The following is a 24,396-nucleotide window of genomic DNA, read 5'->3' on the forward strand; positions in this document are numbered from 1 at the left end:
GGTGAGCCCGCTCCAAGACTTTCGTGATAACCTTTCGCCGCTACAGGGAGGCCGGATGGCGATAACAATCGATGCCTGCGCAGCGCAGCATCAAGGGGACCGTAAAGAACAACAGGATCGCGTCGCGATCTTGCCGCACGCCCGCCGAAAGGGTGTGGCGCTGGCCGTCGTCGCCGATGGCATGGGCGGCCATACCGGCGGCGCATTGGCTGCCGAGCAGGTGGTCCATACCGCCAAGAACAATCTCGACCATTTCGCGCCGGCCGAGGAAAGTCCGCATTGCATGCTGGAAAACAGCATGCGCGAAGCGCATACGATGATCAAGGCATCGCGCTTCATGAATGAAAAGGATCCGCACAGCACCGCCGTGATGTTGCTGTTGCAGCCCGGACGGATTACCTGGGCGCACTGCGGCGACAGCCGGCTCTATCACTTTCGCGGCAAGCAGTTGCTGACCCGTACCGTCGATCATTCCTACGTCGAACACCTGGTTTCTATCGGGAAAATAACCGCCGAACAGGCCTTGACCCATCCCAATCGCAATGTGCTGCTGACCTCGCTGGGCGGCCAGGAAGAGCCGAAATTCGACTTTTCGGACACGGCCGACCTCCAAGCCGGCGATGCTTTCGTCCTCTGTTCGGATGGACTCTGGGCGTACTTCGACGATGGCGAAATGGCGACCTTGGTTGCCGACAATTCGGCCCGCAATGCCTGCGAAATCCTCATCGACACGGCGCGTAAAAGAGCGGCCGGCGAAGGGGACAACCTGTCGCTGGCGATCATCAAGCTGGTTGAAGCCGTATCGAGCAAGCCGACGCCGCCGGCTGGCTTTGTGCCACGCGCCAAGACTTAGCGGAAGCAACGCAAATAAAAACGGCGCCGAAGGCGCCGTTTGTTTTTTTACCGGGAGTGGTTTATTTCCGGCCGATGCCACCGAGCAAGGCTGCCACCACCCGTTTCGGCTTGTGCGGATCGGCCTTGGCAGGGGCATTCGGCGAGTCCGGCACTTCGCCGCGCGGTGCGGCATCTTCGTAGGGCTTGCTGAAATCGAAACCATCCGCAGCAATCATCGAGTTGCGGCGGGGCGGGCGACGGTCCGAACGCTCGCTGCGTTCGTAGCGCTCCGGACGTTCCGAACGCTCGGGGCGGTGCGCCACGGGAGCCTTGGCCGGTGCTGCGGCGGAACGCTTCTTCTTGTTTCCCGGCGGATATTCGTATTCCGGTTCCGGCTCGAATCCGGCGACTTCAACCTGCTCGATCGGCCGCTTGATCAATTTCTCGATATCGACCAGATAGCCGACTTCATGTGCGCTGACCAGCGAAATGGCGTTGCCGGTCTTGCCGGCCCGGCCGGTCCGGCCGATGCGGTGCACGTAGTCTTCCGGGGTGTGCGGCAATTCGTAGTTGATGACGTGCGGCAGGTCGTCGATATCCAGGCCACGTGCTGCGACGTCGGTGGCGATCAGCGCTACCGTCGTGCCACTCTTGAAGTCATCGAGCGCCTTGATCCGTTCGAGCTGGCTCTTGTCGCCGTGGATCGCATCGGCCCGGATGCCGGCCCGCTGCAGTTCGCGGGTCAGGCGCGAGCAGCCCTGCTTGGTGCGCATGAAGACCAGGCACTGGTTGATTTCGCTCGATTTCAGCAGCTTGATCAGCAGATTGCGCTTGCCAAACTCCGAGACCGGGTGGACCCGGTGCGTGATGGTGTCGGAAACCTGATTGCGCCGGGCAACCTCGATCAGCACCGGCGATTTCAGCATGGTATCGGCGAGCTTCTTGATTTCGTCCGAGAAGGTGGCCGAGAAGAGCAGGCTCTGCCGTTGTTGCGGCAGCATGTTCAGAATACGGGTGACGTCGGGCACGAAACCCATGTCGAGCATGCGGTCGGCTTCGTCGAGGACCAGGGCCTGCACCGAATTGAAGCTGACGCTCTTGTTTTCGACGTGGTCGAGCAGGCGGCCTGGCGTGGCGACGAGAATTTCGACGCCTTTTTTCAGTTCGGCGATCTGCGGCCGGATATCGACGCCGCCGAAGGCGCACATCGAGCGCAGATGGGTATGCTTGCTGTAGGCTTTGACCGATTCATAGACCTGCAGAGCCAGTTCGCGGGTCGGCGCGAGGATCAGCGCGCGTACCGGATGCTTGGCCGGCGACGGGCTGCTGCTCGCGAAAGGCAGGATGCGCTGCAGGATCGGCAGCGTGAACGCCGCCGTCTTGCCGGTGCCGGTCTGGGCGCCGCCCATGATGTCCTGGCCGCGGATGACCAGCGGGATCGCCTGGGCCTGGATCGGCGTTGGTTTGGTGTAACCCTCGTCAAGCACGGCACGCAACAGTTCGGGTGCCAGGCCAAGGTCGGCAAAGGTGATTTCGGGCGCTACATCGGCAGCGGCTATAACGGCGCTATCGCCGGCTAAGGTATTGATTTCAGACATGGGGCAGGATTATACGCTTACCTGCTCCCGAGTACCCGGATATGTCCGCTCGGCGCTGCGCGGAAAATTGGCAGCGGAGGGCCGCTTACCCGGCTCCGATCAGTTCTTCAAGGCGCTGGCGGTTGATCGGCTTGACCAGAATGTCGTCGAAACCGGCGGCGAGAAAGCGTGCGCGATCTTCCGGGAAGGCGTGAGCGGTGTAGGCCAGAATGCGCAGTTTTCTGTCACCTTCGATTTCGCGCAACTGGCTGCAGGTCTCTTCGCCGGAGAGTCCCGGCATGCTGATGTCGAGCAGGACGAGTTGGAATGTCTGGCGCGCCGCGAGGATCAGCGCGGCCTCTCCGGTTTCAGCTTCGTGCGCCGTCCAGCCCAGCTTTTTCAGCAACGCACAGGCCAGCAGGCGATTGATCGGGTGGTCGTCGACGACCAGTGCGTGAAGTTCAGGCATGAATTATTGCCAGTCGCAGGTGAATGGTGAGGGGCGGGCCAACGGCGCATGTTGGGTCGGGATCGACCGTGCGTCGATTATTCCACCGCTTGTCTGGCCTGCACCAGTATTTAGCCGGAGGCGAAATATTGCTGGCTGAGGCCGCTTTCAGTTGAGATCCTGCATCAAGAGCAACCGCGGCGTTGGTCACAAGGCCGTGCGTTCAGGGTTTGGCGCTGCTCTTCTCGGTGTCTTTGCTCGCTACCGGCTCGGCGGTTTTGGCTGCGGCGGGTTCGCCGACTTTTGCCGCGTCGCCCTCGGCGGCGCCTTCGGGCGCTGCTACCTTTTTCTTTTTCTTGGCTGCGCCAGGTGGTTCGGCCGGCGGTAATTGCGGGGTTATCGTTTCGATCTTGTTTTCCCGCATGTACTCGTCCATTTCGCGCCAGCCGGCGTAAATGCCGGCCTTGGGGAGCCATCCGTAGATCGCGTAACAATCCTCGATGGCCCGTCCGGAATGTCGGCAGGCGCTGCCGACGGCCTTGGCTTCGGCTTCGAGGCGGGCCTCTTTGGCGACCGGATCTTCCAGTCCAAGCTTCTGGTTGATCTGGTCGCAGCCGGCGAGGGCCAGAATGGCGATGGAGATGAGGAACGCGCGCTTGAGCATGGCGCGAATTCTCGCACATTCGCAGCGAATATGGAGGGCGCCTGGCCTGGGGGCGGGCGTTATAATCGTTGCCTTTCTGATCCACGGGAGTACCCATGTCGTATCGTTTTCATCCCTTGGTGGCAGCAATTGCTCTGGCACTCGCCTGTTCGGCTCACGCGGCCAAGCCGGCCAAGTCGACCAAGCAGGCAGCCAAGGCTGTCGCCCCGGTTGCCGCCGCCGACGCCGAACTCGCCCACAACCTCAGTCCTGACGCCGCCGAGCGTTTGCAGACGGTGGTCGACCGTTTCAACAAGGAAAACGGTGGAAACCTCAAACTGGTGCGTCTGGAAAAGGGCGACAAGCCCGCCGGACTCAACCTGCTGCGCCGCTACGACATGAGCGAAGTGCTCAGCCAGCCGAAAGAATTGATTCCGCTCGCCGACATGATGGCCAAGGCCAAACAGCCGCTGAATGTCGGCGAACTCTCGGCTGATCTGAAGGCTACGGTGGTCAATGCCAAGGGCAAACTGGTGGCCCTGCCGCTGATCTATTCGACGCCGGTCCTCTTCTACAACAAGAATGCTTTCCGCAAGGCCAAACTGGATCCGGAGCAGCCGCCGAAAACCTGGTTTGAAATGCAGGGTGTCCTCGACAAACTGCAGGATGCGGGCTACGCCTGCCCTTACACCTCGTCGTGGCCGGTCTGGGTGCATGTCGATAATGTCAGCGCGATTTCCGGCTCGCCGGCGACCAGCGACAAGGGGCAACTGATTTTCAACGGCCTGCCGCAGGTCAAACATATCGCGATGATGGCGACCTGGAGCAAGGCTGGCTATTTCCGCCTGTTCGGGCGGCGTGACGAAGCCAGCAAGAAATTCCATGAAGGCGAGTGCGCGATGATCAGCACCGATTCCCGTGAGCACGTCGATTTTCGTGACGCCAAGGGTGTCGAACTGGGTGTCGCGCCGCTGCCCTATCATGACGATGTGTACGGTGGCCGCCAGCCGTCGCTGGCCGACGGCGCCTCGCTGTGGGTCGGTGCCGGTCGTTCGGCTGCCGAATACAAGCAGGCGGCGAAGTTCGTTTCCTTCCTGCTGTCGCCGGAAATGCAGGTCGAAGTAGTGCGCGTCTATGGCGGTCTGCCACTTACCGCCGCCGGACGTGCCGCGGCCCGCAGCAAGATCCTCAAGGATGATGGCGATCGTACGCTGGAAGTCGCCTACGCTTCACTGAAAGGCAATGCCGGCAAACAAGTGTCCCATGTCGCCGATGTCGATGCGGTTCGCCAGATCACCGACGAAGAAATGGAAGCGGTCTGGGCCAACCAGAAACCAGCCAAGGCCGCGCTCGATATCTCGGTTAGCCGTGGTAACGCCGTGCTGGCTGCCAAGCCGGCGCTGAAGAAGGCACAGCCCTTCTGATGCGGAAGCCGCTGCCGCGCTGGTTTGCCCATCGCGGCGGCGGTTCGCTGGCCCCGGAAAATACGCTGGCCGGCATCCGGCTGGCGGCTCGGTTGGGTTTTCGGGCCGTCGAATTCGATGTGATGTTGAGTGGCGACGGGACGCCGGTCCTTATTCACGATGAGACGCTGGAGCGGACGACCAACGGTGTTGGTCGCGTCTGCGATACGTCGGATGCCGTTCTGTTTGCGCTCGATGCCGGCCATGGCGAGCGCATCCCCCGTTTTGTCGAGGCGGCCGACTTGTGCCGCGAGCTTGGCCTGCTCGCCAATGTCGAGATCAAACCGGCGTTCGGCCACGAGCAGGCGACGGCGGAAGTGGTCTCCCGTTTGACTGCCGAGTTGTGGCGCGGCGCCACGGTGCCGCCGTTGATTTCCTCGTTTTCGCTGGAAGCGCTGGAAATTGCCCGCGATCTGGTACCGGAAATCGATCGTGGCGTGCTGTTTGAGGCGGTTCCCGCTCAATGGCTGGACGACATGCGGCGCCTGCAGGCCATTTCGCTGCATTGCGATGCCCAATTGCTCGGCGACGAGGTGCTGGCCGAGGCCGCTGTCCGCAATATTCCGGTGCTGTGTTACACCGTCAACCACCCTGAAATGGCGAAAGCTCTCGTCGGCCGGGGGGTCAGCTCTATGTTTACCGATCGCCTCGATCTCTTTGCGCCGCTAACCGGTGCTGGCGATGGCTTGCATTCAGGGGGTTGATTTTTAACCGGCTTGGCCTTTGAGCGGCCCGGCGGGTTTTTCGTCCCGGCCGGTGCTTTCCGGCTTTACGTCGGCTTTGCCGAGATGAGCCTTCACTGAAGCCTGGCGCTTTCATTTAAAATCACGGCTTTCGAATTCCACGCCTTTGAGGCCGCCAGCTTATGAAAAGCTCCGAAATCCGCCAGCAGTTTCTCGACTTCTTCGCCTCCAAGGGCCATCAGATCGTTTCCTCCAGTTCGCTGGTGCCGCATGAGGATCCGACGCTGTTGTTCACCAATGCCGGGATGAACCAGTTCAAGGACGTTTTCCTCGGCTTCGACAAGCGTCCCTACACGCGCGCCACGACCTCGCAGAAGTGCGTGCGGGCCGGCGGCAAGCACAACGATCTTGAAAACGTTGGCTACACCGCCCGTCACCACACCTTCTTCGAGATGCTCGGCAACTTCTCGTTCGGCGATTACTTCAAGCGCGACGCCATCAAGTACGCCTGGGAACTGCTGACCGAAGTCTACAAGCTGCCCAAGGACAAGCTGACGGTCACCGTCTATGCCGAGGACGACGAGGCCTACGATATCTGGACCAAGGAAATCGGCGTGCCGGTCGAACGGGTCATCCGCATCGGCGACAACAAAGGCGCCCGTTACGCCTCGGACAATTTCTGGATGATGGGCGACACCGGCCCCTGCGGTCCGTGTACCGAAATCTTCTACGATCACGGCGAAAAGCACTGGGGCGGCCCTCCGGGATCGCCGGACGAAGACGGCGACCGTTTTATCGAAATCTGGAACAACGTCTTCATGCAGTTCAACCGCGACGAAGCCGGCGTCATGCATCCGCTGCCCAAGCCTTCGGTCGATACCGGCATGGGCCTGGAGCGCATTTCGGCCGTGCTGCAGGGCGTCCATGCCAACTATGAAATCGACCTGTTCCAGAGCCTGATCAAGGCGGCGGCGCGTGAAACCTCCGCTGCCGACATGGATTCGCCGTCGCTCAAGGTGCTGGCCGACCATATCCGCGCCTGTTCCTTCCTGATTGCCGATGGTGTCATTCCCGGCAACGAAGGTCGTGGCTACGTGCTGCGCCGCATCATCCGCCGTGCCATCCGCCACGGTTACAAGCTGGGTGCCCGCACTGCCTTCTTCCACAAGATGCTGCCCGATCTGGTCGCTGAAATGGGCACCGCCTACCCGGAGCTGGGGCAGAATCAGCACAAGATCATCGCCACGCTGAAGCAGGAAGAGGATCGTTTCTTCGAAACCATCGAGCACGGCATGGCCATCGTCGAAGCCGAACTCGCCGCGTTGAAGACTGCCGGCAACAAGGTGTTCAATGGTGATGCCGCCTTCAAGCTGCACGACACCTACGGCTTCCCGCTCGACCTGACGCAGGACATCTGCCGCGAACACGACATCACCGTCGATGCCGCTGCCTTCGACGCCGCCATGGCGCGCCAGAAGGATCAGGCGAGGGCCGCCGGCAAGTTCAAGATGGCGACCAATCTGGAATATAGCGGTCCGGCCACGACGTTCCACGGTTATGAGGCGCTCGAATTCAAGGGCAACGTGCTGGCGCTGTACAAGGACGGTGCGGCGGTCAACCAGCTGAACGAAGGCGAAATCGGCGTCGTTGTCCTCGACAACACGCCGTTCTACGCCGAATCTGGCGGCCAGGTCGGCGATTGCGGCGTGCTGCAGTCGGTGCATGGTATTTTCGCTGTCGAGGATACGCAAAAGATCCAGGCCGCCGTCTTCGGTCACCACGGTGTGGTCAAGACCGGTGCGATCACCGTCGGCAACGGCGTTACGGCCAAGGTCGACGTGCTGGCCCGGGCGCGGATTGCCCGCAATCACTCGGCCACCCACCTGCTGCACAAGGCGCTGCGCGAAGTGCTCGGCGATCACGTCCAGCAGAAAGGCTCGCAGGTCGATCCGGACAAGACCCGTTTCGACTTCGTGCATAACCAGCCGCTCAGCGACGAGGAAATCCGTCGCGTCGAGAACATCGTCAATGCCGAGATTCTGGCCAATACGGCCAACGAAACCCGCGTCCTGCCGATTGCCGAAGCCCAGAAGCTGGGGGCCATGATGCTGTTCGGCGAAAAATACGGCGATAGCGTGCGGGTGCTCGATATCGGCTCGTCGCGCGAACTGTGCGGTGGTACGCATGTCTCGCGCACCGGCGACATCGGTCTGTTCAGCATCACCGCCGAAGGTGGTGTGGCGGCCGGCGTGCGCCGGGTCGAAGCGGTCACCGGCGATAACGCGCTGACTTACATGCAGGATATGGAAACCGCCCTCGGTGGCGTGGCTGGCACCCTGAAGGTCTTGCCGAAGGAAGTGCCGGCCCGCGTTGCCGCCGTCCTCGATCAGGTCCGCAAGCTGGAGCGCGAACTGGCCGCCCTCAAGGGCAAGCTGGCGTCGGCTCAGGGCGACGACATGCTCGGCCAGGCCATTGAGGTCAAGGGCGCCAAGGTGCTGGCGGTGACGCTCGAAGGGGCCGACCTCAATGCCTTGCGTGAAACGATGGACAAATTGAAGGACAAGTTGAAGAGCGCCGCCGTCGTTCTGGCTTCCGTGCTCGACGGTAAGGTAACGCTGATTGCCGGCGTGACCGCCGACCTGACCGGCAAGGTCAAGGCCGGCGAGCTGGTGAACATGGTGGCTCAGCAAGTCGGCGGCAAGGGCGGTGGTCGTCCGGACATGGCGCAAGCCGGCGGTACGCAACCGGAAAATCTGCCGGCAGCGCTCGCCTCGGTGGCTGCCTGGGTCGAAGGCAAGCTGTGAAAGCCGCCGCATTGATCCTGATTTTGGCTACGGCGGCCGGGTCCGGCCTGGCTGCCGAGCTGGATCGCGTACCGCTCGAGGCGCTCACCGTTGACGGCCAGAAGGTGCATCTGTTCCCCAACGGCCGCTGGGAATATGTCGACGTCGCCAAGGCTGCTGCAGCCAAGGAAGTGGCAGCTCAGTACCCGGAAAACAAGACGCGGCCGATCGAGGCGCAGGGTGGATTGTTCGGCGGCATCGGCCGCACCATCATGCCCGGTGACAAGGATTACAACCGCGGTTCGCTGAATCCGAAGATACGCTGAACGAGGTCGGTTTTTTTTGGTGCGGGCGCTCAGGATCTGATGCTGGAATTGACCATTCAAATAATGTGGTTATATTGATGCAGGTCAAATTGTCGATATTGGCCGGCAGTAACATCCCCTTCTTTCAACGAAGTGCGGAGGGTGTGTTTATGCAAAGGAAGATTCTTGTTGCTGCGTTGGTAGCGGTTGGTGTTCTGTCGGCGAACGTCGCTCAGGCCGAAGGTCCGCTGATGGTCAGGGCGCGCGCGGTATTTCTCGATTTCAAGAACGGCCAGAATGATCTGGCTGCCAAGGTTGAAGCGGATAACCGCTGGATTCCTGAAGTCGATATCAGCTACTTCTTCACCCCGAATTTTGCGACCGAACTGGTCCTGACCTATCCGCAAAACATCGACATCAAGGTGAACGGTGACAAGCAGGGAACCATCAAGGCGCTGCCGCCTTCGCTGATGTTCCAGTACCACGTCACCGAACTGGGTGCCTTCAAGCCTTACGTCGGTCTGGGCCTGAACTACACCATTTTCACCAAGACGCGGAACATTCTTGGTGGCGCTGCTTCGGTTGACGGTTCCAGCTGGGGTTTGGCTGCTCAGGTTGGTTTCGACTACATGCTGACCAAGAACGTTGCGCTCAATCTGGACGTCAAGTACATCCAGATGGATACCGACGTAAAGGTTGGCGGCAACAAGATTGGTACGCTGGATCTCAACCCGATTACCGCGGGTGTCGGCATCGGCTATCGCTTCTGAGGTATCTGTAGCGATCTGCGATGAGGGGCGTCAAGGGGGCGCCCCTCTTCTTTTTTGGTCAGGGCAATAGTCGGCCGCTAGCCGTCGGCTGATCGGCATCGCACACGACTTCGCCTTCGATGATCTGGCCGCCGCCATATTCGGCATGGGGCATGGTGCGAAGCTGCTTGCGGATGGCACGCGTTTTCCACCACAGCCAGCCGGCCAAACTGATCCCGACGACGGCAACGACAGCCAGTGCGGCCAGCGAAAAAATGAATCCCAGAACCAACAGGCCGGCACTGAGCACGAAGGCCAGTACCTTGCCCAGGAATCCGGTGGCCGGTCGCCCGGCGTTGGCGAAGTGATGGCGTGTTTGTTGATTCATCGTCGATTCGCTATGGGCGTTTTCGTTGGCGGTCATGCTGCTCCTGGATAAGTTCCGGCGAAAGTAGGGGCCGGGCGACAATCGTGCCGGGTTTGTTCCAGCCTGTCTGTGTCGCGACTGTCATCCCTTTGTCACGGCCTGTAATCGAACTGCACGCAGCTTACTGCGCCGCGATCATTTGTCCTGCCCGATGCAGTTGGCCCAGTGCAGGGCACTGGTCTGGGCGCGATTGAGTGCCTTCGGGGTCAGGCCGGGAAGTCGGCCCAGATTTTCGGCCAGTTGCTCAAGATCGCCACTCTCGCTGCTTTCCGCCAGGCAGAGCAGATCGCCGAGCGGACCACTACCGTCGCACAGCGCTTCGCGTAATTCGGTGTTGAGCCCGAGTGAGGCGATCAGTTCGCCGATCGGCAGGCCAATCAGCGCCGGCATCAGCGACATGATGCCGGCCATGAAAGCCTTGTCGGCAAATGGTGCATCGCCGGCCCGCATTTCGTCGGCCAGCAGTTCCATCAGTCGGCCACGCGTCGCTGCGATGAGCAGCAGGGGGTTGCTGGTTCCCGGCTGCTTGCCGGAGGCGAAAACCAGCAGTTGCAGCCAGCGTTGCAGCTGGCGGCGGCCGAGCACGGTGATCGCGTGGCGCAGCGAGGTAATCGTTTCGGTGGTTCCGGAGCCGACCGAGTTGGTCATGCGCAGCAGGTTGACCGTCAGGCCCGGCTCCGGTTTCAAGGCTTCTTCGAGTTCGCCGGTATCGGCATCGCCAAGCAGCAGGCCCATCAACTTCATCAGCGATACTTGCGAATGGTCGAGCTTGCGGCCGGCAATGATCGTCGGCTTGGCAAAATAGTAGCCCTGGAACAGCGAGAACCCCAGTTTCAGACAGAGTTCCATCTGCTCGCGGGAATCCACCTTCTCGGCCAGCAATTGTTTGCCTAGCGGTTTCAGTTTAATTACCAGTTGCATCAGCTGGACGCGCGACAGCGGCTGGATATCGACCTTGACGATTTCGACCAGGGTGAGCAGCTCGACGAATTCCGGCTGGAGCTGGATGACGTCGTCGAGGGCCAGCGTGAAGCCCGCCGCCTTCAGCGCCTTGCAGCGTTCGACGACGGCCGGGCTGGGCGGCACGGTCTCGAGAATTTCAAGAACCACGCAGTGGCGAGGCAGCAGTTCCAGCATGTCGCTGAACAGGAACTGCTCGTCGACATTGATGAAGCCGCGGCAGGTGCCGAGTGCCGCCTCGACACCTAGTTCGGAGAACGCGTTGGCAATGACCGTGGCGGTGGCTTGTACATCATCGGTGACGTCGGCGGCATTGCGTGTTCCATTGCGGAACAGGAGTTCGTAGGCGACGAGCCGCTGCTCGCGGTCGAGAATGGGCTGGCGTCCGAGAAATAACTGATCGGCGGCATCTTCGCTCACGAATACTCCTTAAAACGGTAGTTTAATCCCCGGCCAGACGGCATTCAGGGCCTGTCGGAAGTCGGCTTGAATCCGTTCCAGGGCGACCGCGTTATCCGCCTCGAAGCGCAGCACGACGACCGGAGTGGTGTTCGACGGCCGGGCCAGGCCGAACCCATCAGCGTATTCTACGCGCACGCCGTCGATGGTGATGATCTGCTCGGCACCGGCGAACTGGCCGGCGGCTTTCAGCTTGTCGATCAGCGTGAAGGGTTCGCCTTCGGCCATCTTGATATTCAATTCCGGGGTTGATGGCGAATTCGGCAGGTTTTTCAGCAGCGGATTGCCGTCGCTTGCCCGCGCGAGGATTTCGAGCAGGCGGGCGCCGGTGTACAGGCCGTCGTCAAAGCCGTACCAGCGTTCCTTGAAGAAGCAGTGGCCGCTCATCTCGCCGGCCAGCGGGGCACCGGTTTCCTTCAGCTTGGCCTTGATCAGGGCGTGGCCGGTGTTCCACATCAGCGGTACGCCGCCGTGCTGGCGGATCCACGGGGCGAGGAGGCGGGTGCATTTGACGTCGTAAATGATCTGACCACCCGGTACGCGGGACAGCACGTCGGCCGCGAACAGCATCAATTGGCGATCCGGGAAGATGATTTCGCCGTCCTTGGTGACGACACCCAGCCGGTCGCCGTCGCCGTCGAAGGCGATGCCGAGTTCGGCGTCGGTTTCCTGCAGGGCGCGGATGACGTCGGCCAGGTTCTCCGGCTTCGACGGATCGGGGTGGTGATTCGGGAAGTTGCCGTCGACCTCGCAGAACAGCGGCACGATTTCGCAGCCGAGGCGCTTGAACAATTCCGGTGCAATCGCCCCGGCGACGCCGTTGCCACAGTCCATGACGATCTTCATCGGACGGGCCAGCTTGACGTCGCCGACGATTTTCTCGATGTAGGCGGACATCACGTCAGCCGTGCGTCGTTTGCCCTGACCATGCTGCAGCTTGCCGGACTCGGCGCGCCGCTTCAGATCCTGAATGGCATCGAGGGCCAGCGTCGTACCGCCGATGACCATCTTCAGGCCGTTGTAGTCCGGCGGGTTGTGGCTGCCGGTCACCGAAACACAGGAGTGGCAGCCGAGTTCGTAGGCGGCGAAGTAGGTGACAGGGGTCGGCACGCAACCGACATCGATCGCATCAATGCCGGCGGCACAGATGCCATCCATCAGGGCGCCAGCCAGTTCGGGGCCGGAGAGGCGGCCGTCGCGGCCGACGGCGATGGCCGTCTGGCCCTGTTCGGCGGCCAGCGAGCCGAGGGCGTGGCCGATCCGGCGGACGACGTCGGCGGTCAGGGATTTGTTCACGATGCCGCGAATGTCGTAGGCCTTGAAGATTTCAGCGGGAAGTTGGCTCATTGGTTATCCAGTCGAGAGGTTGAAAGCGGGCGAAGGGCCAAGAATGCGCGGGTTTCGTTGCGGTTTCTTTGCGTCAGACCCAAGCTCACCTCGAGTGCACGAGTTTATGTGGTTTCAAATAGAAAGAAATGCAGCAGGCGTTGTGGCAACCAGTCCAGGTTGCCCGGGAAACCGTCACTGACAAAGCCGACATGGCCGCCGCCGGCCGGTTGTTCCAGTTTGACGAGCGGGCTGACGTCGGCAGCGCCGGGCAGATGGCTGGCCGGGAAGAATGGATCGTTTGTCGGATTGACCGCCAGGGCCGGCACGGCAATCGATTTCAACCACGGCTTGGCTGAAGCACGTTGCCAGTAATCGTCGGCGCCGGCGAAACCGTGCAGGGGAGCGGTGACGGCATCGTCGAACTGGTACAGGTTGCTCGCCTGGTGCATGCGTATTTCATCGAATAGCCCGGGGAATCGGCGCAGACGGGCGGCCGAAACGGCTTTTAGCGTTTTCAGGAAATGCTGCGTGTAAACGCGGTTGAAGCCGTGCGCCAGATGGTGGCCGCAGGCCGCCAGGTCGAGCGGCGCGCACATGCCGGCGACGCCGGTGACCAGCTCGGCGGCAGTGCTGCCGCGTTCACCGGCCCATTTGAGCAGCGCGTTGCCGCCCAGCGAAACGCCGGCCGCATGTAGCGGCCGGCCGTGGTTGGCGGTGTGCAGGCGGCGCAGGATCCAGTCGATTTCTGCCGAGTCGCCGGAGTGGTAGGCCCGCGGCTGGCGGTTCAACTCGCCGGAGCAGCCGCGGAAGTGCGGCAGGGCCAGACGCCAGCCGGCGGCCTGGCAGGCGTAGGCGGTGGATATGGCGTAGTGGCTGCGGGCGCTGCCTTCGAGGCCGTGGAAGAGCACCAGCCAGGGAGCGTCGGGCGGGCCATCGAGATGATCGACATCGATGAAGTCGCCATCCGGGGTGGTCCACCGTTCGCGCCGCAGTTTTAGCGGCTGTGGCTTGATCAGCAGCGGCCAGAGGGTTTGTGCCTGGCCGCCGGGCAACCAGCCCGGCGCTTGGTAGGGCTTCAATGCAGGGTATGCGGCACAGCGTCCGCCATGGCCTGGTGGCTGTCATCGGCCGCCGAGGCGTGCCGGCTGACCAGGCGCCAACCGTGGGCGCCACGGCTGTACACGTGCGTTACGTGCAACGGGCCGTGCGGGCTTGGGTCGTCGCCGACGAACAGCACTTCGGTCAGGTGATGAATGGCCAGCACCGAGCATTGCCAATGGGTGATCTGTTCGGCCTGGACACGAATTCGGGCGGTCGTGAAGATATTGCGCCAGCTTTCGCGAATCGGCACGATGCCGGTCAGCCGAACCCCGGTCGGGTGCACGCAGAGCGTTTCCTCGTCTTCGGCCCAGAGCTGGATCAGCAGATCGGCATCACCTTTGACGATGCTGTCGTAGAAGGCGTGTTCGACATCTTCGGGCGAGGCAAAGCTGGCTGGTGTGCTCATGCGGCGATCCGTTTCAGGGCGGCTTCAAAAACCATGTCTGGCGAGAGCTTGTTGAGGCAGTCGAGATGGCCGAGCGGACATTCGCGCTTGAAACAGGGGCTGCACGCGAGTTGCAGGCTGAGGATGGCGGCCCGGTCGGAGAGCGGCGGCGTGAAGCCCGGGGAGGACGAGCCGTAGAGCGTGACCAGTGGGCGGTTGAGCGCTGCCGCGATATGCATCAGGCCGGAGTCGTTGCAGACGACGAGGTCGGTCATGGCCAGCAGGTCGACCGCCTGGCCGAGCGAGGTGGCGCCGCACAGGTTGCGGCAGAGGCCGGGAGCGAGTTGGGCGATTTCCTCGGCGACGGCGTGATCCTTGGGCGAGCCGAACAGCCAGATGGCGCAGCCCTGCTCGGCCAGCTTCCTGGCCAGCGCAGCGAAGTGGGCAGCCGGCCAGCGCTTGGCCGGGCCGTATTCGGCTCCCGGGCAGAAGGCGACGATACGCGCCGGGCGTTCCAGTCCGAGTTCGGCTAGCGTTTTTTGCTGATCGGCGGCCGATGAGCGGATTCTCGGGTAAGCAATCGGTTTGCTTGGCGCAACGCCGGGGGCTTCGGCCAGCTGGGCGAAACGTTCGACCATCAGCGGCAAGGCCGCTTTGTCGAGGCGGTGATGGATGTTGATCAGGCCGTAGCGCGCTTCGCCGGTAAAGCCAATGCGTTGCGGGATGCCGGCCAGGAAGGGGACGAGTGCTGACTTCAGCGAATTGGGCAGGATGTAGGCGGCGTCATAGCCGCGCCGGGCAAGGTCGCGGCCAAGCTGCCAGCGCGCTTTCAGCGAGAGCTGGCCGTGGGCGAAGGGGCTGTCGATCACGTCGCCGATTTCGGCCATGCGCTGCAGAACCGGGGCAACCCAGCGCGGCGCCAAGGCATCGAGCTGGAGGCCCGGATGCCTGGCGTGCAGTCGCGCGAACAGCGGCTGCGCCATGATGGTGTCGCCAATCCACGAGGGGGCGACGATGAGAGCCTTCATAAGAGCGGTTATTAGTCGCTGGTCATTAGTTGTTAGCAAAACCCGCTAGCGACTAACGACTGGCAACTACCGACTAATGATGTCCCTTGGGCGCTTCGCCCTTGAAGACGTATTTGGTGCTGCAGTAGGGGCAAACCACTTCACCGCTCGCCAGCACGTCGAGGAAGACGCGCGGGTGCTGGCTCCACAGCGGCGCAGCGGGCTGCGGGCAGTGCAGCGGCAGGTCGTGGGCGGTGATTTCTACGGTCTTGTTGTCGGACATCGTGTGCTCCCTGAACTTAGATGTAGGCCAGCCAGTCGGCGTGGGCTGCCGAGCGGCCGTTGACCACGTCGAAATACTTGTCCTGCAGCGCCTTGGTGATCGGGCCACGGAAGCCGGCGCCGATCTGGCGGTTGTCGAGTTCGCGGATCGGCGTCACTTCGGCGGCGGTGCCGGTGAAGAAGGCTTCGTCGGCACAGTAAACTTCGTCACGCGTGATGCGCTTTTCGATCACTTCGATGCCCAGCTCGCTGGCCAGCTGAATGACCGTGGCGCGGGTGATGCCTTCCAGGCAGGCCGTCAGGTCCGGTGTGTACAGCTTGCCCTTCTTGACGATGAAGATATTCTCGCCGGCGCCTTCGCAGACATAGCCTTCCGGATCGAGCAGCATGGCTTCGTCGTAGCCGTCGGTCAGCGCCTCGTTGTTGGCGAGGATGGAGTTCATGTAGTTGCCGGAGGACTTGGCCCGCACCATGGTGATGTTCACGTGGTGGCGGGTGAAGGACGAAGTCTTGATGCGGATACCGCGCTGCATGCCTTCCTCGCCGAGGTAGGCGCCCCAGGGCCAGGCGGCGATAACGACGTGCACCTTGGCGCCCTTCGGCGAAACGCCCATCTTTTCCGAGCCGTAGAAGGCGATCGGGCGGATGTAGCCGGATTCCAGATTGTTGGCGCGGATCACTTCCTTCTGCGCTTCGTTGATGGTGGCCTTGTCGAACGGCATGCCCATCTGGAAGATGTGCGAGGAATTGAACAGGCGGTCGGTATGGTCTTCCAGACGGAAGATCGCGGTGCCGCGTTCGGTCTTATAGGCACGGACGCCCTCGAATACGCTCATGCCGTAGTGCAGTGAGTGGGTGAGGACGTGGGTGGTGGCTTCGCGCCAGGGCACCAGCTTGCCGTCTTGCCAAATAAAGCCGTCGCGATCCGACATGGACATGTTCGATTCTCCGTGTTGCGCCTGTGAAAGCCCATAATTCTAGCCCAATTCAGACGTTAAAATAACGCTTTTGACGATTGAGCCGTATCATGATCTGGAAACCGAATGTGACTGTTGCCGCTGTCGTGCAGCGCGACGGAAAATTTCTGCTGGTCGAGGAAGAAACCGATACCGGGCTGGCTTTCAACCAGCCGGCCGGTCACCTTGAGGAAGGCGAGTCGTTGATCGACGCGGTCGTGCGTGAGGCGCTCGAGGAAACGGCCTACCATTTCAAGCCGACCTATCTGATCGGCGTCTATAACTGGAAGCATCCGAGCAAGGACGTGACCTATCTGCGCTTCGCCTTCGGCGGCGAACTGCGCGGCTTTGAGGCGGAGCGCAAGCTCGATGAAGGCATCGTTGCCGCCCGCTGGCTGAGCCTCGACGAAGTGAAGGCGACGCAAGGCCGGCATCGCAGCCCGCTGATCCTGCGCTGTATCGAAGACATGGTCGCCGGCAAGTCGTATCCGCTCGATCTGCTGGTCCATTACGGCTGATGCGTCGCTGGCTGCTGGCGCTTCTGCTGGTGCTGGCCGGTGCCGTTGCGGCCGACGAGCAGGTGCCCATCTGCTATGGCTACGGTTGCCTGGTGCAGGCCGATATTCGGTACACGGAGCGGCAGCTAGGCGATGTTGAGCGGCTGTTGTCGGCCGCGCTGGATGCCGCCGATGAGCGAAAATTGCTGGCGCAGGCCGTCGGGCGGCTTTACGCTTTGGCCGGCGAGCAGTCCGCTATCCACAATGATCGCGGTGGCAATTTCGCCGATGCCGGCATTCCCGGCAAAATGGACTGTATCGATCACTCGACCTCGACGACGCGCCTGTTGCACTTGCTGGAAAGCCGCGGCTATCTGCGTTGGCATCGGGTGCTGGAAGCCGACGTCCGTTACTGGGCGCACCTGTTCCCGGCGCATTATTCGGCGGTGATCGAAGAGAAAACGGAGGGCGAAGCACCACGCTTCGTCGTCGATAGCTGGTTTGTCGATAATGGACAGCCGGCGGTGATTTTGCCGCTGGCCGACTGGAAAAAAGGGGCTGGGCCCGATGTCTGAGAAAACTGTAGTCGTCGGCTTGTCCGGCGGGGTCGATTCTTCCGTTGCCGCCTTGCTGCTGAAGCGGCAGGGCTGGAAAGTGATCGGCCTGTTCATGAAGAACTGGGAAGATGACGACACCGAGGAATACTGTTCGTCGCGCCAGGATCTGATCGATGTGATGAGCGTCGCCGACCGGATCGGCATCGATGTCGAGGTGGTCAATTTTGCCGCCGAATACCGCGACCGGGTCTTTGCCGAGTTCCTCCGCGAATACCAGGCCGGGCGGACGCCGAACCCGGATATCCTGTGCAATTCGGAAATCAAGTTCAAAGCTTTTCTCGACCACGCCATGCAGCTTGGCGCCGACAAGATAGCCACCGGCCACTATGCCGGCGTCCGCGAGTTCAACGGCGAGTACCAGTTGCTGAAGGCCGAGGACGGCACCAAGGATCAGAGCTACTTCCTGTATCGCCTGAACCAGGCGCAGCTGGCGAAAACCCTGTTTCCGCTGGCCGATCTCTACAAGCGCGAAGTGCGCAAGATCGCCGAGGCCGAGGGCCTGCACGTGGCCACCAAGAAGGATTCGACGGGCATCTGCTTTATCGGCGAACGGCCGTTCAAGGATTTTCTCAGCCGCTACCTGCCGCCGAAGAAAGGCGAGATTCGCCGCCTTGACGACGGCAAGGTGATGGGCGAGCACGACGGGCTGATGTTCCACACGCTCGGTCAGCGCAAGGGCTTGCATATCGGCGGCATCAAGGAAAAGGGCCGGGCCGGTGGCGGCGATCACGATGCATGGTTCGTCGCCGGCAAGGACATGGAGAAGAACATCCTCTACGTGGTGCAGGGGCATGATCATCCGGCCTTGTTCAGCGATGCGCTGACCGCCGAACAGCTATCCTGGGTATCCGGTCGGGCGCCGCATGCGCACTGGGTCTATACCGCCAAGCCGCGTTATCGCACCGCCGACCAGCCTTGCGAAGTCGAGCGCGTCGATGGCGAAACCTGCGAAATCCATTTCGCCGAGCCGCAATGGGCGCTGACGCCGGGCCAGTCGGTGGTTCTCTACGAGAGCCGGGTATGTCTCGGTGGCGGGGTTATCCGCTAACGGCGATCAGTCGTCGCGGGCGCGCATCTCGGACTTCTCGATAATTGCCGAGAAGGCATGGAGCAGGTCGGGGTCGTGTTTGATGCCGCCCTCGCTGACCATGATGTCCATCACCGCCTGATGGCGGCGGGAGGTGTGATAGGGGCGGCTGGCTGCCATCGCGTCGTAATTGTCGGTCAGTGAAATGATTCGCGAAAAAAGCGGGATGTCGATCCCCTTCAGCCCGTCCGGGTAGCCCGAACCATCGAAGTTTTCATGGTGATGGCGGACGATACGGGCGACGTCGCTGGAGCCGTTGGCGCCGATCGCCAGGATGATGCGTTCGCCGATCATCGGATGCTGTTTCATGCATTCCCATTCCTCTTCCTCAAAAGGCGCCGGTTTGCCGAGAACGCTGTCGGGAATCCCGATCTTGCCAATATCGTGAAACTGGGCGCCCAGCGAAAGCAGGGCCAGTTCCTTTTCCGAGAGATCGATGTGGCAACCCAGCTCGGCAGCCAGACGGACCACGCGTTCCGAATGCAGGCGGGTGTGATGGTCGCGTTCGCCCAGGGCGACGGTCAGGGATCGGACAATGTTTTCCATGGTCACACTCTCGTCTTTTTGCATCAAGGCTGTTGTTTGCTCCGCGAAGGGCGACAGATCTGCCGGTTGGACCAGAAATTGGGCGCAAGGGTTCGCACCAACGCAGCAAAATTTCCCGGGATATTCGTTTTTGCCGGATTGCGCCGCGCCCACCGCTTGGTGGGGCCGGCGCTGCAGTCGGCAAGAACCGGTCGAGCAGGGCTCGCCGGTGTGTCATTCAGTCGTGCGGCAGGGTGTCCGCGAACGACGGGCGCTGGATCAGCTTGGCGTGCAGTCTGCCCAGATTGGCGTGGCTTTCCTGCCAGTTGATGTCGGGGAAGCGGAAATTCAGATAGCCGAGGGCAGAACCGACGGCGATATCAGCCATCGAGAAATGCGTACCCATGCAGAAAGGCGTTTCCCCCAGTTGTTCGGCCATGAATTCCAGGCCGCGCGTGACTTTGTCGCGCTGGCGTTGAATCCACTCGCTGTTTTGCTTGGCCAGCGGGCGTTTGGCTTCGAGATAGGCGGTCGCGGCGGCATCGCAGATGCCGTCGGCGAGCGCTTCCCAGCGCTTGACTTCGGTCCGCTCGCGATTGGGGGCGGGGAACAGCTTGTTGTTCGGCGTGACGTTGTCGATGTACTCGACGATGACCCGGGAGTCGAAAAGCGGGGTCGCGTCATCGAGCACCAGCACGGGGATTTTTCCGAGCGGATTGATGGTCGGCACTTTGCTGTCTTCCAGCCAGGGCGAATCGATCACGAAATCGTATTCGATTTTCTTTTCGGCCAGCACAATGCGGACTTTTCGGACAAACGGGCTGGTGTGGGAGCCGATCAGCTTCATCACATGCTCTCTGATTTGGGGAGTTGGATTATAGCGTATGGCGCTTGGCTCCGTCGGGCGGGTAAAATTGCGGGCTTACCGAAAAGGATGTGTTTATGACTTTCAATCCCGTGACCGCCAATCTTCTGACTGCGCTCTCCCCGCTTGACGGCCGTTACGCCGGCAAGGTCGATGCCCTGCGCGAACATTTTTCCGAATACGGCCTGATCCGTCGCCGCCTGCAGGTCGAGATCGAATGGCTGAAGGCGCTCGCCGCCGAGCCGCATTTCGCCGAAATTCCGGCCTTTTCGCCGGCCACCATCGCTGAACTCGACGCGCTGGTGAGCAATTTCGGGCCCGAGCAGGCGGCCGAGGTGAAAGCCATCGAAGCCACCACCAATCACGACGTCAAGGCGCTGGAATACTGGATCAAGGACAAGACCAAGGCCAACGCCGAAGTCACCAAGGTCGGCGAGTTCATCCATTTCGCCTGCACGTCCGAAGACATCAACAACTTGTCGCACGCGCTGATGTGCAAGGGTGCCCGCGAGCAGGGCATGCTGCCGATGCTCGACAAACTGATCGAGCGCCTGCGCGAACTGGCCCACATCAATGCCGAAGTGCCGATGATGAGCCGCACGCACGGCCAGCCGGCCACCCCGACGACGCTCGGCAAGGAAATGGCCAACGTCGCCTACCGCCTGCAGCGCGCCCGTGCCCGCATCGTCGCCGTCGAACTGCTCGGCAAGATCAACGGCGCAGTCGGCAACTACAACGCCCACCTGACGGCCTACCCCGGGTTCGACTGGGAAGGCTTCGCCAAGTGCTTCGTCGAGTCGCTCGGCCTGACCTTCAATCCGTACACCATCCAGATCGAACCGCACGACGGGCTGGCCGAGCTGTTCGATGCCTTCGCGCGGGCCAACAGCATCCTGATCGACCTCGATCGCGATATATGGGGCTACATCTCCCTCGGTTTCTTCAAGCAGCGGGTCAAGGCCGGGGAAATCGGCTCGTCGACCATGCCGCACAAGGTCAATCCGATCGACTTCGAGAACTCCGAAGGCAACCTCGGCCTGGCCAACGCGCTGCTCAAGCACCTCGCCGAGAAGCTGCCGATCTCGCGCTGGCAGCGCGACCTGACCGACTCCACGGTGCTCCGCAACATGGGCGTCGGTCTCGGCTACGCGCTGCTCGGCTATGACTCGTTGTTGAAGGGCCTGTCCAAACTGGAAGTCAATGCCGACCTGATGCGTGCCGATCTTGATGCCAACTGGGAACTGCTCGCCGAGCCGATCCAGACGGTGATGCGCCGCTACGCCGTGCCGAACGCCTACGAAAAGCTCAAGGAACTGACCCGCGGTACCCGCGTGTCGCGCGACGGCATGCAGGCTTTCGTATCCACGCTGGAAATTCCGGAAGCCGCCAAGGCCGAACTGCTCAAGCTGACGCCGTGGGATTACACCGGCAAGGCGGCCGAGCTGGCGAAGCGCATCTAGATGAAATGCAGCAAATGCGGGCAGGATGTGCCGGCTGACGCCATCTATTGCCCGCACTGCACCGGCGAGCGCCAGACCACGGATGGCGAAATCATCCGCGGCGGGATCAAGGGCGGTTTGCTCGGCCTGTTGATCGGCGTGCTGCCGATGCTGGTGCTTCTTTACATCTATGGCCCCGAGCGCGGTATCAAGGCGATCGTCTTTGCCGTGCCGGTGGCCACTTTCACGACCGGACTGATCATTGGGCTGGTCAAAGCCAAACGGGACTGGAAATAATGTCTTTTGCTGAAAATCTGAAAAAACTGCCGGGTATCTCCCATCTGGCCGCCATCAACCTGCTCGATGCCGAAGGCAAGCTGATCGCCGCCATCGAAAACAAGCCGGGCAGCCAGGGTTCGCTGGCCGTGTACAACCATCTCGCCCAGACCTACGGCTCGATCAATGCCGAGGCGGCGAAAAAAGGCCTGGAAATCTTCGCCGAGCATACCGAAGATGCCCGCCTGCATGCCGGCAAGCACCCGAATATCGATCGTTTGCTGGCGGTCGAAGGCGGCCAGCCGGCGCTGCGCGTCAAGCACGTTTTTGCCGTTTGAGGGCAGCCCGGGGGCGCCCCCGATCGATTGAATGTCATATCCGCCGGTTATAATTTTGGCGGAATAAATTCGACACGCTTGTCGTTAGCCACGTTGCAATGTCCTTCCTCTCAACAACAACGGAGAATACAGAATGAAATCCAAGCTCTTGCTCGCCCTGCTGACCGTCACCCTGGCCGGTACGGCCGCTGCCCAGGTCAAGACCGACGACGCCATCAAGTTCCGCCAGTCCGGTTACGGCTTCATGGCCTGGAACATGGGCCGCATCAAGGCCAACGTCGAAGGTCAGTACAACAAGGATGAGGTCATCAAGGCGGCCAACGCCATTCAGGCGATTGCCAACTCCGGCATGGGCGCCCTCTATCCGCAGGGTTCCGACAAGGGAACGGGCTGGGAAGCGACCCGCGTCAAGCCGGAATTCTTCACCAACAAGGACGGCGTCACCAAGGTCGCCATGGCCTTCAACAAGGAAGCCAACGAAATGGCCAAGGTTGCCGCCAGCGGCGACGCTGCCGCCGTTGGTGCCCAGTTGGGCAAGCTGGGGGGCACCTGCAAGGGCTGCCACGACGATTTCAAGGCCAAGAAGTAAGCAGGGCTTGGCGTAGTCATCGACAGGCACCTGCGGGTGCCTGTTTTTTTACCCATAAGAAAAGGTCTGGATATGAACAGCAAAAAAATTCGTTTGTGGGATCTGCCAACCCGGCTCTTTCACTGGCTGCTGGTGCTCTGTGTGCTGGCCGCCGTGGTCAGCGGGCAGCTCGGCGGCAACCTGATCGACTGGCATGGCCGGATCGGCCTGCTGATCGTCGGCTTGCTGGTTTTTCGGCTGGTCTGGGGCATCGTCGGGTCGACCTATGCGCGGTTCCGGCAATTCGTTCCGACACCGGCCAGGATCAAGGCTTATCTGCGCGGCGAGTGGCAGGGCGAAGGTCATAACCCGCTCGGCGCACTGGCTGTTTTTGGCCTGTTGGGCCTGCTCATCGCGCAGGTCTTGAGTGGGCTGTTCAGCAATGACGACATTGCTTTTGTCGGGCCGTTGTTCGATCTGGTCAGCAAGAATCTGAGCAATCGCCTGACCGGCATCCATCATCTGCTTTCCAATCTGCTGATTGCGCTGGTCGTGCTGCACGTCGCCGCCATCGCCTTCTATGCGCGGGTCAAGAAGCAATCGCTGGTCAAGCCGATGATCACCGGCTGGAAAGAAGGCGAGGGCGAGTCGGCCAGCGGTGGTGGCTGGCTTGCCTTGATCGTCGCGCTGGTGCTTGCCGGCGCTGGCGTCTATGGCGCCAGCGGTGCCTGGTTGCCGGAACCGCCGCCTCCGCCGCCTGCCGCCGAAACGCCGAGCTGGTAGAAAGCGCGTGAGCAAAGAAAAAGCCGCCAGACTGGCGGCTTTTTTGCGTCGGCCAAAGACCTCGCTTAAACGACTGCGCCGTCCTCGTTGGCGCCTTCGATAACCTTCTTCTGGATGGCGAATTGCTCGCGCGAGACGCCCAGCCACATGACCAGCGGGCTGGCGACCAGCACCGAGGAGTAGATGCCGAAGAGGATGCCGATGGTCAGCGCCATGGCGAAGTAGTGCAGGGTTTCGCCGCCGAAGACCAGCATCGATAGCACCATCATCTGGGTGCAGCCGTGGGTGATGATCGTCCGCGAAATGGTGCTGGTGATGGCGTGGTCGAGCACCTGTGGCGTGGTCATGCCGCGTACCCGCTTGAAGGTTTCGCGGACCCGGTCGAAGACGACGACCGATTCGTTCACCGAGTAGCCGAGCACCGCCAGCACCGCCGCCAGTACCGACAGCGAGAACTCCCACTGGAAGAAGGCAAAGAAGCCGAGGATGATCACCACGTCGTGTAGGTTGGCGATGATCGCCGAGACCGAGAAGCGCCATTCGAAGCGGAACGCCAGGTAGATGACGATGCCGATGACGACCAGCAGCAGGGCCAGTGCGCCGTTTTCGGCCAGTTCCTTGCCGACCTGCGGGCCGACGAACTCGACGCGGCGCAGGCTGGCGCCCGGCGCGTCGGCTTCCAGCGATTTCATCACCGCTTCGCCGAGTTGGGCGGTGTTCTGGTCGCCTTTCAGCGGCAGGCGGATCATCACGTCCTGCGAGGAGCCGAAGTTCTGCACCGCGTAGTCGGTAAAGCCGGCCTTGCCGAGCGAGCCGCGCACTTTTTCAAGGTCGGCGGTCTGCTGGTAGGCGACTTCGATCAGCGTGCCGCCGGTGAATTCGACCGACAGGTGCAGGCCCTTGCTGAACAGGAAGACCACGGCGAGGACAAAGGTGATCAACGAGATGACATTGAACGTCAGCGCATGGCGCATGAACGGAATGTCTTTGTGGATGCGGAAAAATTCCAT

General features: G+C 61.6%; 28 protein-coding genes. 14 read left to right on the plus strand and 14 right to left on the minus strand.

Features of this window, described 5'->3' with window-relative positions; all coding sequences use genetic code 11:
* Positions 1-55: 55 nt before the first annotated feature.
* On the plus strand, positions 56-853 hold the full coding sequence (locus ACLIKD_RS03140) for a PP2C family protein-serine/threonine phosphatase (RefSeq protein ID WP_428827142.1): 798 nt from the start codon (positions 56-58) through the stop codon (positions 851-853).
* Between the two features lie 61 nt (positions 854-914).
* On the opposite strand, the gene ACLIKD_RS03145 is transcribed toward ACLIKD_RS03140, so the two are convergent.
* The 3 genes from ACLIKD_RS03145 to ACLIKD_RS03155 form a co-directional block, all read right to left on the minus strand.
* Entirely contained in the window at positions 915-2,366 is a 1,452-nt protein-coding gene (locus ACLIKD_RS03145) for a DEAD/DEAH box helicase (protein ID WP_428828376.1), read from the minus strand.
* A 151-nt stretch (positions 2,367-2,517) separates the two neighbouring features.
* Positions 2,518-2,880, minus strand: coding sequence for a response regulator (locus ACLIKD_RS03150; protein ID WP_226472613.1), 363 nt, complete (start codon positions 2,878-2,880; stop codon positions 2,518-2,520).
* A gap of 202 nt (positions 2,881-3,082) precedes the next feature.
* On the minus strand, positions 3,083-3,523 hold the full coding sequence (locus ACLIKD_RS03155; RefSeq protein ID WP_428827143.1) for a hypothetical protein: 441 nt from the start codon (positions 3,521-3,523) through the stop codon (positions 3,083-3,085).
* 95 nt (positions 3,524-3,618) lie between these two features.
* Here ACLIKD_RS03155 and ACLIKD_RS03160 point away from each other — a divergent pair, with 95 nt between their 5' ends.
* The 5 genes from ACLIKD_RS03160 (at position 3,619) to ACLIKD_RS03180 (ending at position 9,506) form a co-directional block, all read left to right on the plus strand.
* Positions 3,619-4,926, plus strand: coding sequence for an extracellular solute-binding protein (locus tag ACLIKD_RS03160; protein ID WP_428827144.1), 1,308 nt, complete (start codon positions 3,619-3,621; stop codon positions 4,924-4,926).
* Positions 4,926-5,669 (plus strand): glycerophosphodiester phosphodiesterase, encoded by a 744-nt coding sequence (ugpQ, locus tag ACLIKD_RS03165; protein WP_428827145.1) that lies wholly within the window; start codon positions 4,926-4,928, stop codon positions 5,667-5,669. Before ACLIKD_RS03160 ends, ugpQ begins: the two co-directional genes overlap by 1 nt.
* A gap of 161 nt (positions 5,670-5,830) precedes the next feature.
* Positions 5,831-8,452, plus strand: a complete 2,622-nt coding sequence (gene alaS / locus ACLIKD_RS03170; RefSeq protein ID WP_428827146.1) for an alanine--tRNA ligase — start codon at positions 5,831-5,833, stop codon at positions 8,450-8,452.
* Positions 8,449-8,757 (plus strand): hypothetical protein, encoded by a 309-nt coding sequence (locus tag ACLIKD_RS03175; RefSeq protein WP_226472618.1) that lies wholly within the window; start codon positions 8,449-8,451, stop codon positions 8,755-8,757. The genes alaS and ACLIKD_RS03175 overlap by 4 nt, the downstream gene beginning before the upstream one ends.
* Positions 8,758-8,906: 149 nt before the next feature.
* Complete coding sequence (locus ACLIKD_RS03180) at positions 8,907-9,506, plus strand: OmpW/AlkL family protein (RefSeq protein ID WP_226472619.1); 600 nt, start codon at positions 8,907-8,909, stop codon at positions 9,504-9,506.
* A 58-nt stretch (positions 9,507-9,564) separates the two neighbouring features.
* Here the strand turns inward: ACLIKD_RS03180 and ACLIKD_RS03185 are convergent, their stop codons facing one another.
* From ACLIKD_RS03185 to ACLIKD_RS03220, 8 genes are all read right to left on the minus strand, one after another.
* Positions 9,565-9,909 carry a hypothetical protein gene (locus ACLIKD_RS03185; RefSeq protein WP_428827147.1) on the minus strand — a complete coding sequence of 115 codons (345 nt, stop codon included), beginning with the start codon at positions 9,907-9,909 and terminating at the stop codon, positions 9,565-9,567.
* A gap of 138 nt (positions 9,910-10,047) precedes the next feature.
* The gene (locus ACLIKD_RS03190) at positions 10,048-11,292 is read right to left on the minus strand and encodes an EAL and HDOD domain-containing protein (protein WP_428827148.1); all 1,245 of its coding nucleotides are present in this window, start codon (positions 11,290-11,292) and stop codon (positions 10,048-10,050) included.
* Positions 11,293-11,301: 9 nt separating this feature from the next.
* A complete protein-coding gene (locus tag ACLIKD_RS03195; RefSeq protein WP_428827149.1) occupies positions 11,302-12,678 on the minus strand; it encodes a phosphomannomutase/phosphoglucomutase in 1,377 nt (458 codons plus the stop codon).
* Between the two features lie 104 nt (positions 12,679-12,782).
* Positions 12,783-13,739: a YheT family hydrolase gene (locus ACLIKD_RS03200; protein WP_428827150.1), complete on the minus strand. Its 957-nt coding sequence runs from the start codon at positions 13,737-13,739 to the stop codon at positions 12,783-12,785.
* Complete coding sequence (locus ACLIKD_RS03205) at positions 13,736-14,167, minus strand: YybH family protein (RefSeq protein WP_226418853.1); 432 nt, start codon at positions 14,165-14,167, stop codon at positions 13,736-13,738. The genes ACLIKD_RS03200 and ACLIKD_RS03205 overlap by 4 nt, the downstream gene beginning before the upstream one ends.
* Entirely contained in the window at positions 14,164-15,174 is a 1,011-nt protein-coding gene (waaF, locus tag ACLIKD_RS03210; RefSeq protein WP_428827151.1) for a lipopolysaccharide heptosyltransferase II, read from the minus strand. The genes ACLIKD_RS03205 and waaF overlap by 4 nt, the downstream gene beginning before the upstream one ends.
* Before the next feature lie 73 nt (positions 15,175-15,247).
* A complete protein-coding gene (locus ACLIKD_RS03215; RefSeq protein WP_226418855.1) occupies positions 15,248-15,436 on the minus strand; it encodes a zinc-finger domain-containing protein in 189 nt (62 codons plus the stop codon).
* A gap of 16 nt (positions 15,437-15,452) precedes the next feature.
* Complete coding sequence (locus ACLIKD_RS03220) at positions 15,453-16,373, minus strand: branched-chain amino acid transaminase (RefSeq protein ID WP_226418856.1); 921 nt, start codon at positions 16,371-16,373, stop codon at positions 15,453-15,455.
* 89 nt (positions 16,374-16,462) lie between these two features.
* Between ACLIKD_RS03220 and ACLIKD_RS03225 the strand changes: the two genes are divergently transcribed.
* The 3 genes from ACLIKD_RS03225 to mnmA are packed head-to-tail and all read left to right on the plus strand — an operon-like array spanning position 16,463 to position 18,553.
* A complete protein-coding gene (locus ACLIKD_RS03225; protein ID WP_428827152.1) occupies positions 16,463-16,909 on the plus strand; it encodes an NUDIX hydrolase in 447 nt (148 codons plus the stop codon).
* Positions 16,909-17,463, plus strand: a complete 555-nt coding sequence (locus ACLIKD_RS03230) for a hypothetical protein (RefSeq protein WP_428827153.1) — start codon at positions 16,909-16,911, stop codon at positions 17,461-17,463. The genes ACLIKD_RS03225 and ACLIKD_RS03230 overlap by 1 nt, the downstream gene beginning before the upstream one ends.
* Positions 17,456-18,553 (plus strand): tRNA 2-thiouridine(34) synthase MnmA, encoded by a 1,098-nt coding sequence (gene mnmA, locus ACLIKD_RS03235; protein WP_428827154.1) that lies wholly within the window; start codon positions 17,456-17,458, stop codon positions 18,551-18,553. The genes ACLIKD_RS03230 and mnmA overlap by 8 nt, the downstream gene beginning before the upstream one ends.
* 6 nt (positions 18,554-18,559) lie before the next feature.
* On the opposite strand, the gene ACLIKD_RS03240 is transcribed toward mnmA, so the two are convergent.
* Positions 18,560-19,138 (minus strand): HD-GYP domain-containing protein, encoded by a 579-nt coding sequence (locus ACLIKD_RS03240; protein WP_226418860.1) that lies wholly within the window; start codon positions 19,136-19,138, stop codon positions 18,560-18,562.
* A gap of 217 nt (positions 19,139-19,355) precedes the next feature.
* Positions 19,356-19,964: a glutathione S-transferase gene (locus ACLIKD_RS03245; protein WP_428827155.1), complete on the minus strand. Its 609-nt coding sequence runs from the start codon at positions 19,962-19,964 to the stop codon at positions 19,356-19,358.
* 95 nt (positions 19,965-20,059) lie between these two features.
* On the opposite strand from ACLIKD_RS03245, the gene purB reads away from it, so the two are divergent.
* The 5 genes from purB (at position 20,060) to ACLIKD_RS03270 (ending at position 23,386) form a co-directional block, all read left to right on the plus strand.
* Positions 20,060-21,442 carry an adenylosuccinate lyase gene (gene purB, locus ACLIKD_RS03250; RefSeq protein ID WP_428827156.1) on the plus strand — a complete coding sequence of 461 codons (1,383 nt, stop codon included), beginning with the start codon at positions 20,060-20,062 and terminating at the stop codon, positions 21,440-21,442.
* The gene (locus tag ACLIKD_RS03255; protein WP_428827157.1) at positions 21,443-21,718 is read left to right on the plus strand and encodes a hypothetical protein; all 276 of its coding nucleotides are present in this window, start codon (positions 21,443-21,445) and stop codon (positions 21,716-21,718) included. It begins immediately after the preceding gene.
* Entirely contained in the window at positions 21,718-22,035 is a 318-nt protein-coding gene (locus ACLIKD_RS03260) for a DUF2322 family protein (protein WP_226418864.1), read from the plus strand. The genes ACLIKD_RS03255 and ACLIKD_RS03260 overlap by 1 nt, the downstream gene beginning before the upstream one ends.
* A gap of 133 nt (positions 22,036-22,168) precedes the next feature.
* Positions 22,169-22,624 carry a c-type cytochrome gene (locus ACLIKD_RS03265; RefSeq protein ID WP_226418865.1) on the plus strand — a complete coding sequence of 152 codons (456 nt, stop codon included), beginning with the start codon at positions 22,169-22,171 and terminating at the stop codon, positions 22,622-22,624.
* 72 nt (positions 22,625-22,696) lie between these two features.
* On the plus strand, positions 22,697-23,386 hold the full coding sequence (locus ACLIKD_RS03270; protein WP_226472627.1) for a cytochrome b/b6 domain-containing protein: 690 nt from the start codon (positions 22,697-22,699) through the stop codon (positions 23,384-23,386).
* A gap of 65 nt (positions 23,387-23,451) precedes the next feature.
* Here the strand turns inward: ACLIKD_RS03270 and secF are convergent, their stop codons facing one another.
* Complete coding sequence (gene secF, locus ACLIKD_RS03275) at positions 23,452-24,396, minus strand: protein translocase subunit SecF (protein WP_226418867.1); 945 nt, start codon at positions 24,394-24,396, stop codon at positions 23,452-23,454.

The sequence above is a fragment of the Azonexus sp. IMCC34842 genome (assembly GCF_050368855.1).
GTDB lineage: Bacteria > Pseudomonadota > Gammaproteobacteria > Burkholderiales > Rhodocyclaceae > Azonexus > Azonexus denitrificans_A.

Coding starts and splice junctions, on each gene's coding strand:
- ACLIKD_RS03140 (WP_428827142.1), top strand. CDS start 56: ATGGCGATAACAATCGATGCCTGCGCAGCGCAGCATCAAGGGGACCGT.
- ACLIKD_RS03150 (WP_226472613.1), bottom strand. CDS start 2,880: ATGCCTGAACTTCACGCACTGGTCGTCGACGACCACCCGATCAATCGC.
- ACLIKD_RS03155 (WP_428827143.1), bottom strand. CDS start 3,523: ATGCTCAAGCGCGCGTTCCTCATCTCCATCGCCATTCTGGCCCTCGCC.
- ACLIKD_RS03160 (WP_428827144.1), top strand. CDS start 3,619: ATGTCGTATCGTTTTCATCCCTTGGTGGCAGCAATTGCTCTGGCACTC.
- ugpQ (WP_428827145.1), top strand. CDS start 4,926: ATGCGGAAGCCGCTGCCGCGCTGGTTTGCCCATCGCGGCGGCGGTTCG.
- alaS (WP_428827146.1), top strand. CDS start 5,831: ATGAAAAGCTCCGAAATCCGCCAGCAGTTTCTCGACTTCTTCGCCTCC.
- ACLIKD_RS03180 (WP_226472619.1), top strand. CDS start 8,907: ATGCAAAGGAAGATTCTTGTTGCTGCGTTGGTAGCGGTTGGTGTTCTG.
- ACLIKD_RS03185 (WP_428827147.1), bottom strand. CDS start 9,909: ATGACCGCCAACGAAAACGCCCATAGCGAATCGACGATGAATCAACAA.
- ACLIKD_RS03195 (WP_428827149.1), bottom strand. CDS start 12,678: ATGAGCCAACTTCCCGCTGAAATCTTCAAGGCCTACGACATTCGCGGC.
- ACLIKD_RS03205 (WP_226418853.1), bottom strand. CDS start 14,167: ATGAGCACACCAGCCAGCTTTGCCTCGCCCGAAGATGTCGAACACGCC.
- waaF (WP_428827151.1), bottom strand. CDS start 15,174: ATGAAGGCTCTCATCGTCGCCCCCTCGTGGATTGGCGACACCATCATG.
- ACLIKD_RS03215 (WP_226418855.1), bottom strand. CDS start 15,436: ATGTCCGACAACAAGACCGTAGAAATCACCGCCCACGACCTGCCGCTG.
- ACLIKD_RS03220 (WP_226418856.1), bottom strand. CDS start 16,373: ATGTCCATGTCGGATCGCGACGGCTTTATTTGGCAAGACGGCAAGCTG.
- ACLIKD_RS03225 (WP_428827152.1), top strand. CDS start 16,463: ATGATCTGGAAACCGAATGTGACTGTTGCCGCTGTCGTGCAGCGCGAC.
- ACLIKD_RS03230 (WP_428827153.1), top strand. CDS start 16,909: ATGCGTCGCTGGCTGCTGGCGCTTCTGCTGGTGCTGGCCGGTGCCGTT.
- mnmA (WP_428827154.1), top strand. CDS start 17,456: ATGTCTGAGAAAACTGTAGTCGTCGGCTTGTCCGGCGGGGTCGATTCT.
- ACLIKD_RS03240 (WP_226418860.1), bottom strand. CDS start 19,138: ATGGAAAACATTGTCCGATCCCTGACCGTCGCCCTGGGCGAACGCGAC.
- ACLIKD_RS03245 (WP_428827155.1), bottom strand. CDS start 19,964: ATGAAGCTGATCGGCTCCCACACCAGCCCGTTTGTCCGAAAAGTCCGC.
- purB (WP_428827156.1), top strand. CDS start 20,060: ATGACTTTCAATCCCGTGACCGCCAATCTTCTGACTGCGCTCTCCCCG.
- ACLIKD_RS03255 (WP_428827157.1), top strand. CDS start 21,443: ATGAAATGCAGCAAATGCGGGCAGGATGTGCCGGCTGACGCCATCTAT.
- ACLIKD_RS03260 (WP_226418864.1), top strand. CDS start 21,718: ATGTCTTTTGCTGAAAATCTGAAAAAACTGCCGGGTATCTCCCATCTG.
- ACLIKD_RS03265 (WP_226418865.1), top strand. CDS start 22,169: ATGAAATCCAAGCTCTTGCTCGCCCTGCTGACCGTCACCCTGGCCGGT.
- ACLIKD_RS03270 (WP_226472627.1), top strand. CDS start 22,697: ATGAACAGCAAAAAAATTCGTTTGTGGGATCTGCCAACCCGGCTCTTT.
- secF (WP_226418867.1), bottom strand. CDS start 24,396: ATGGAATTTTTCCGCATCCACAAAGACATTCCGTTCATGCGCCATGCG.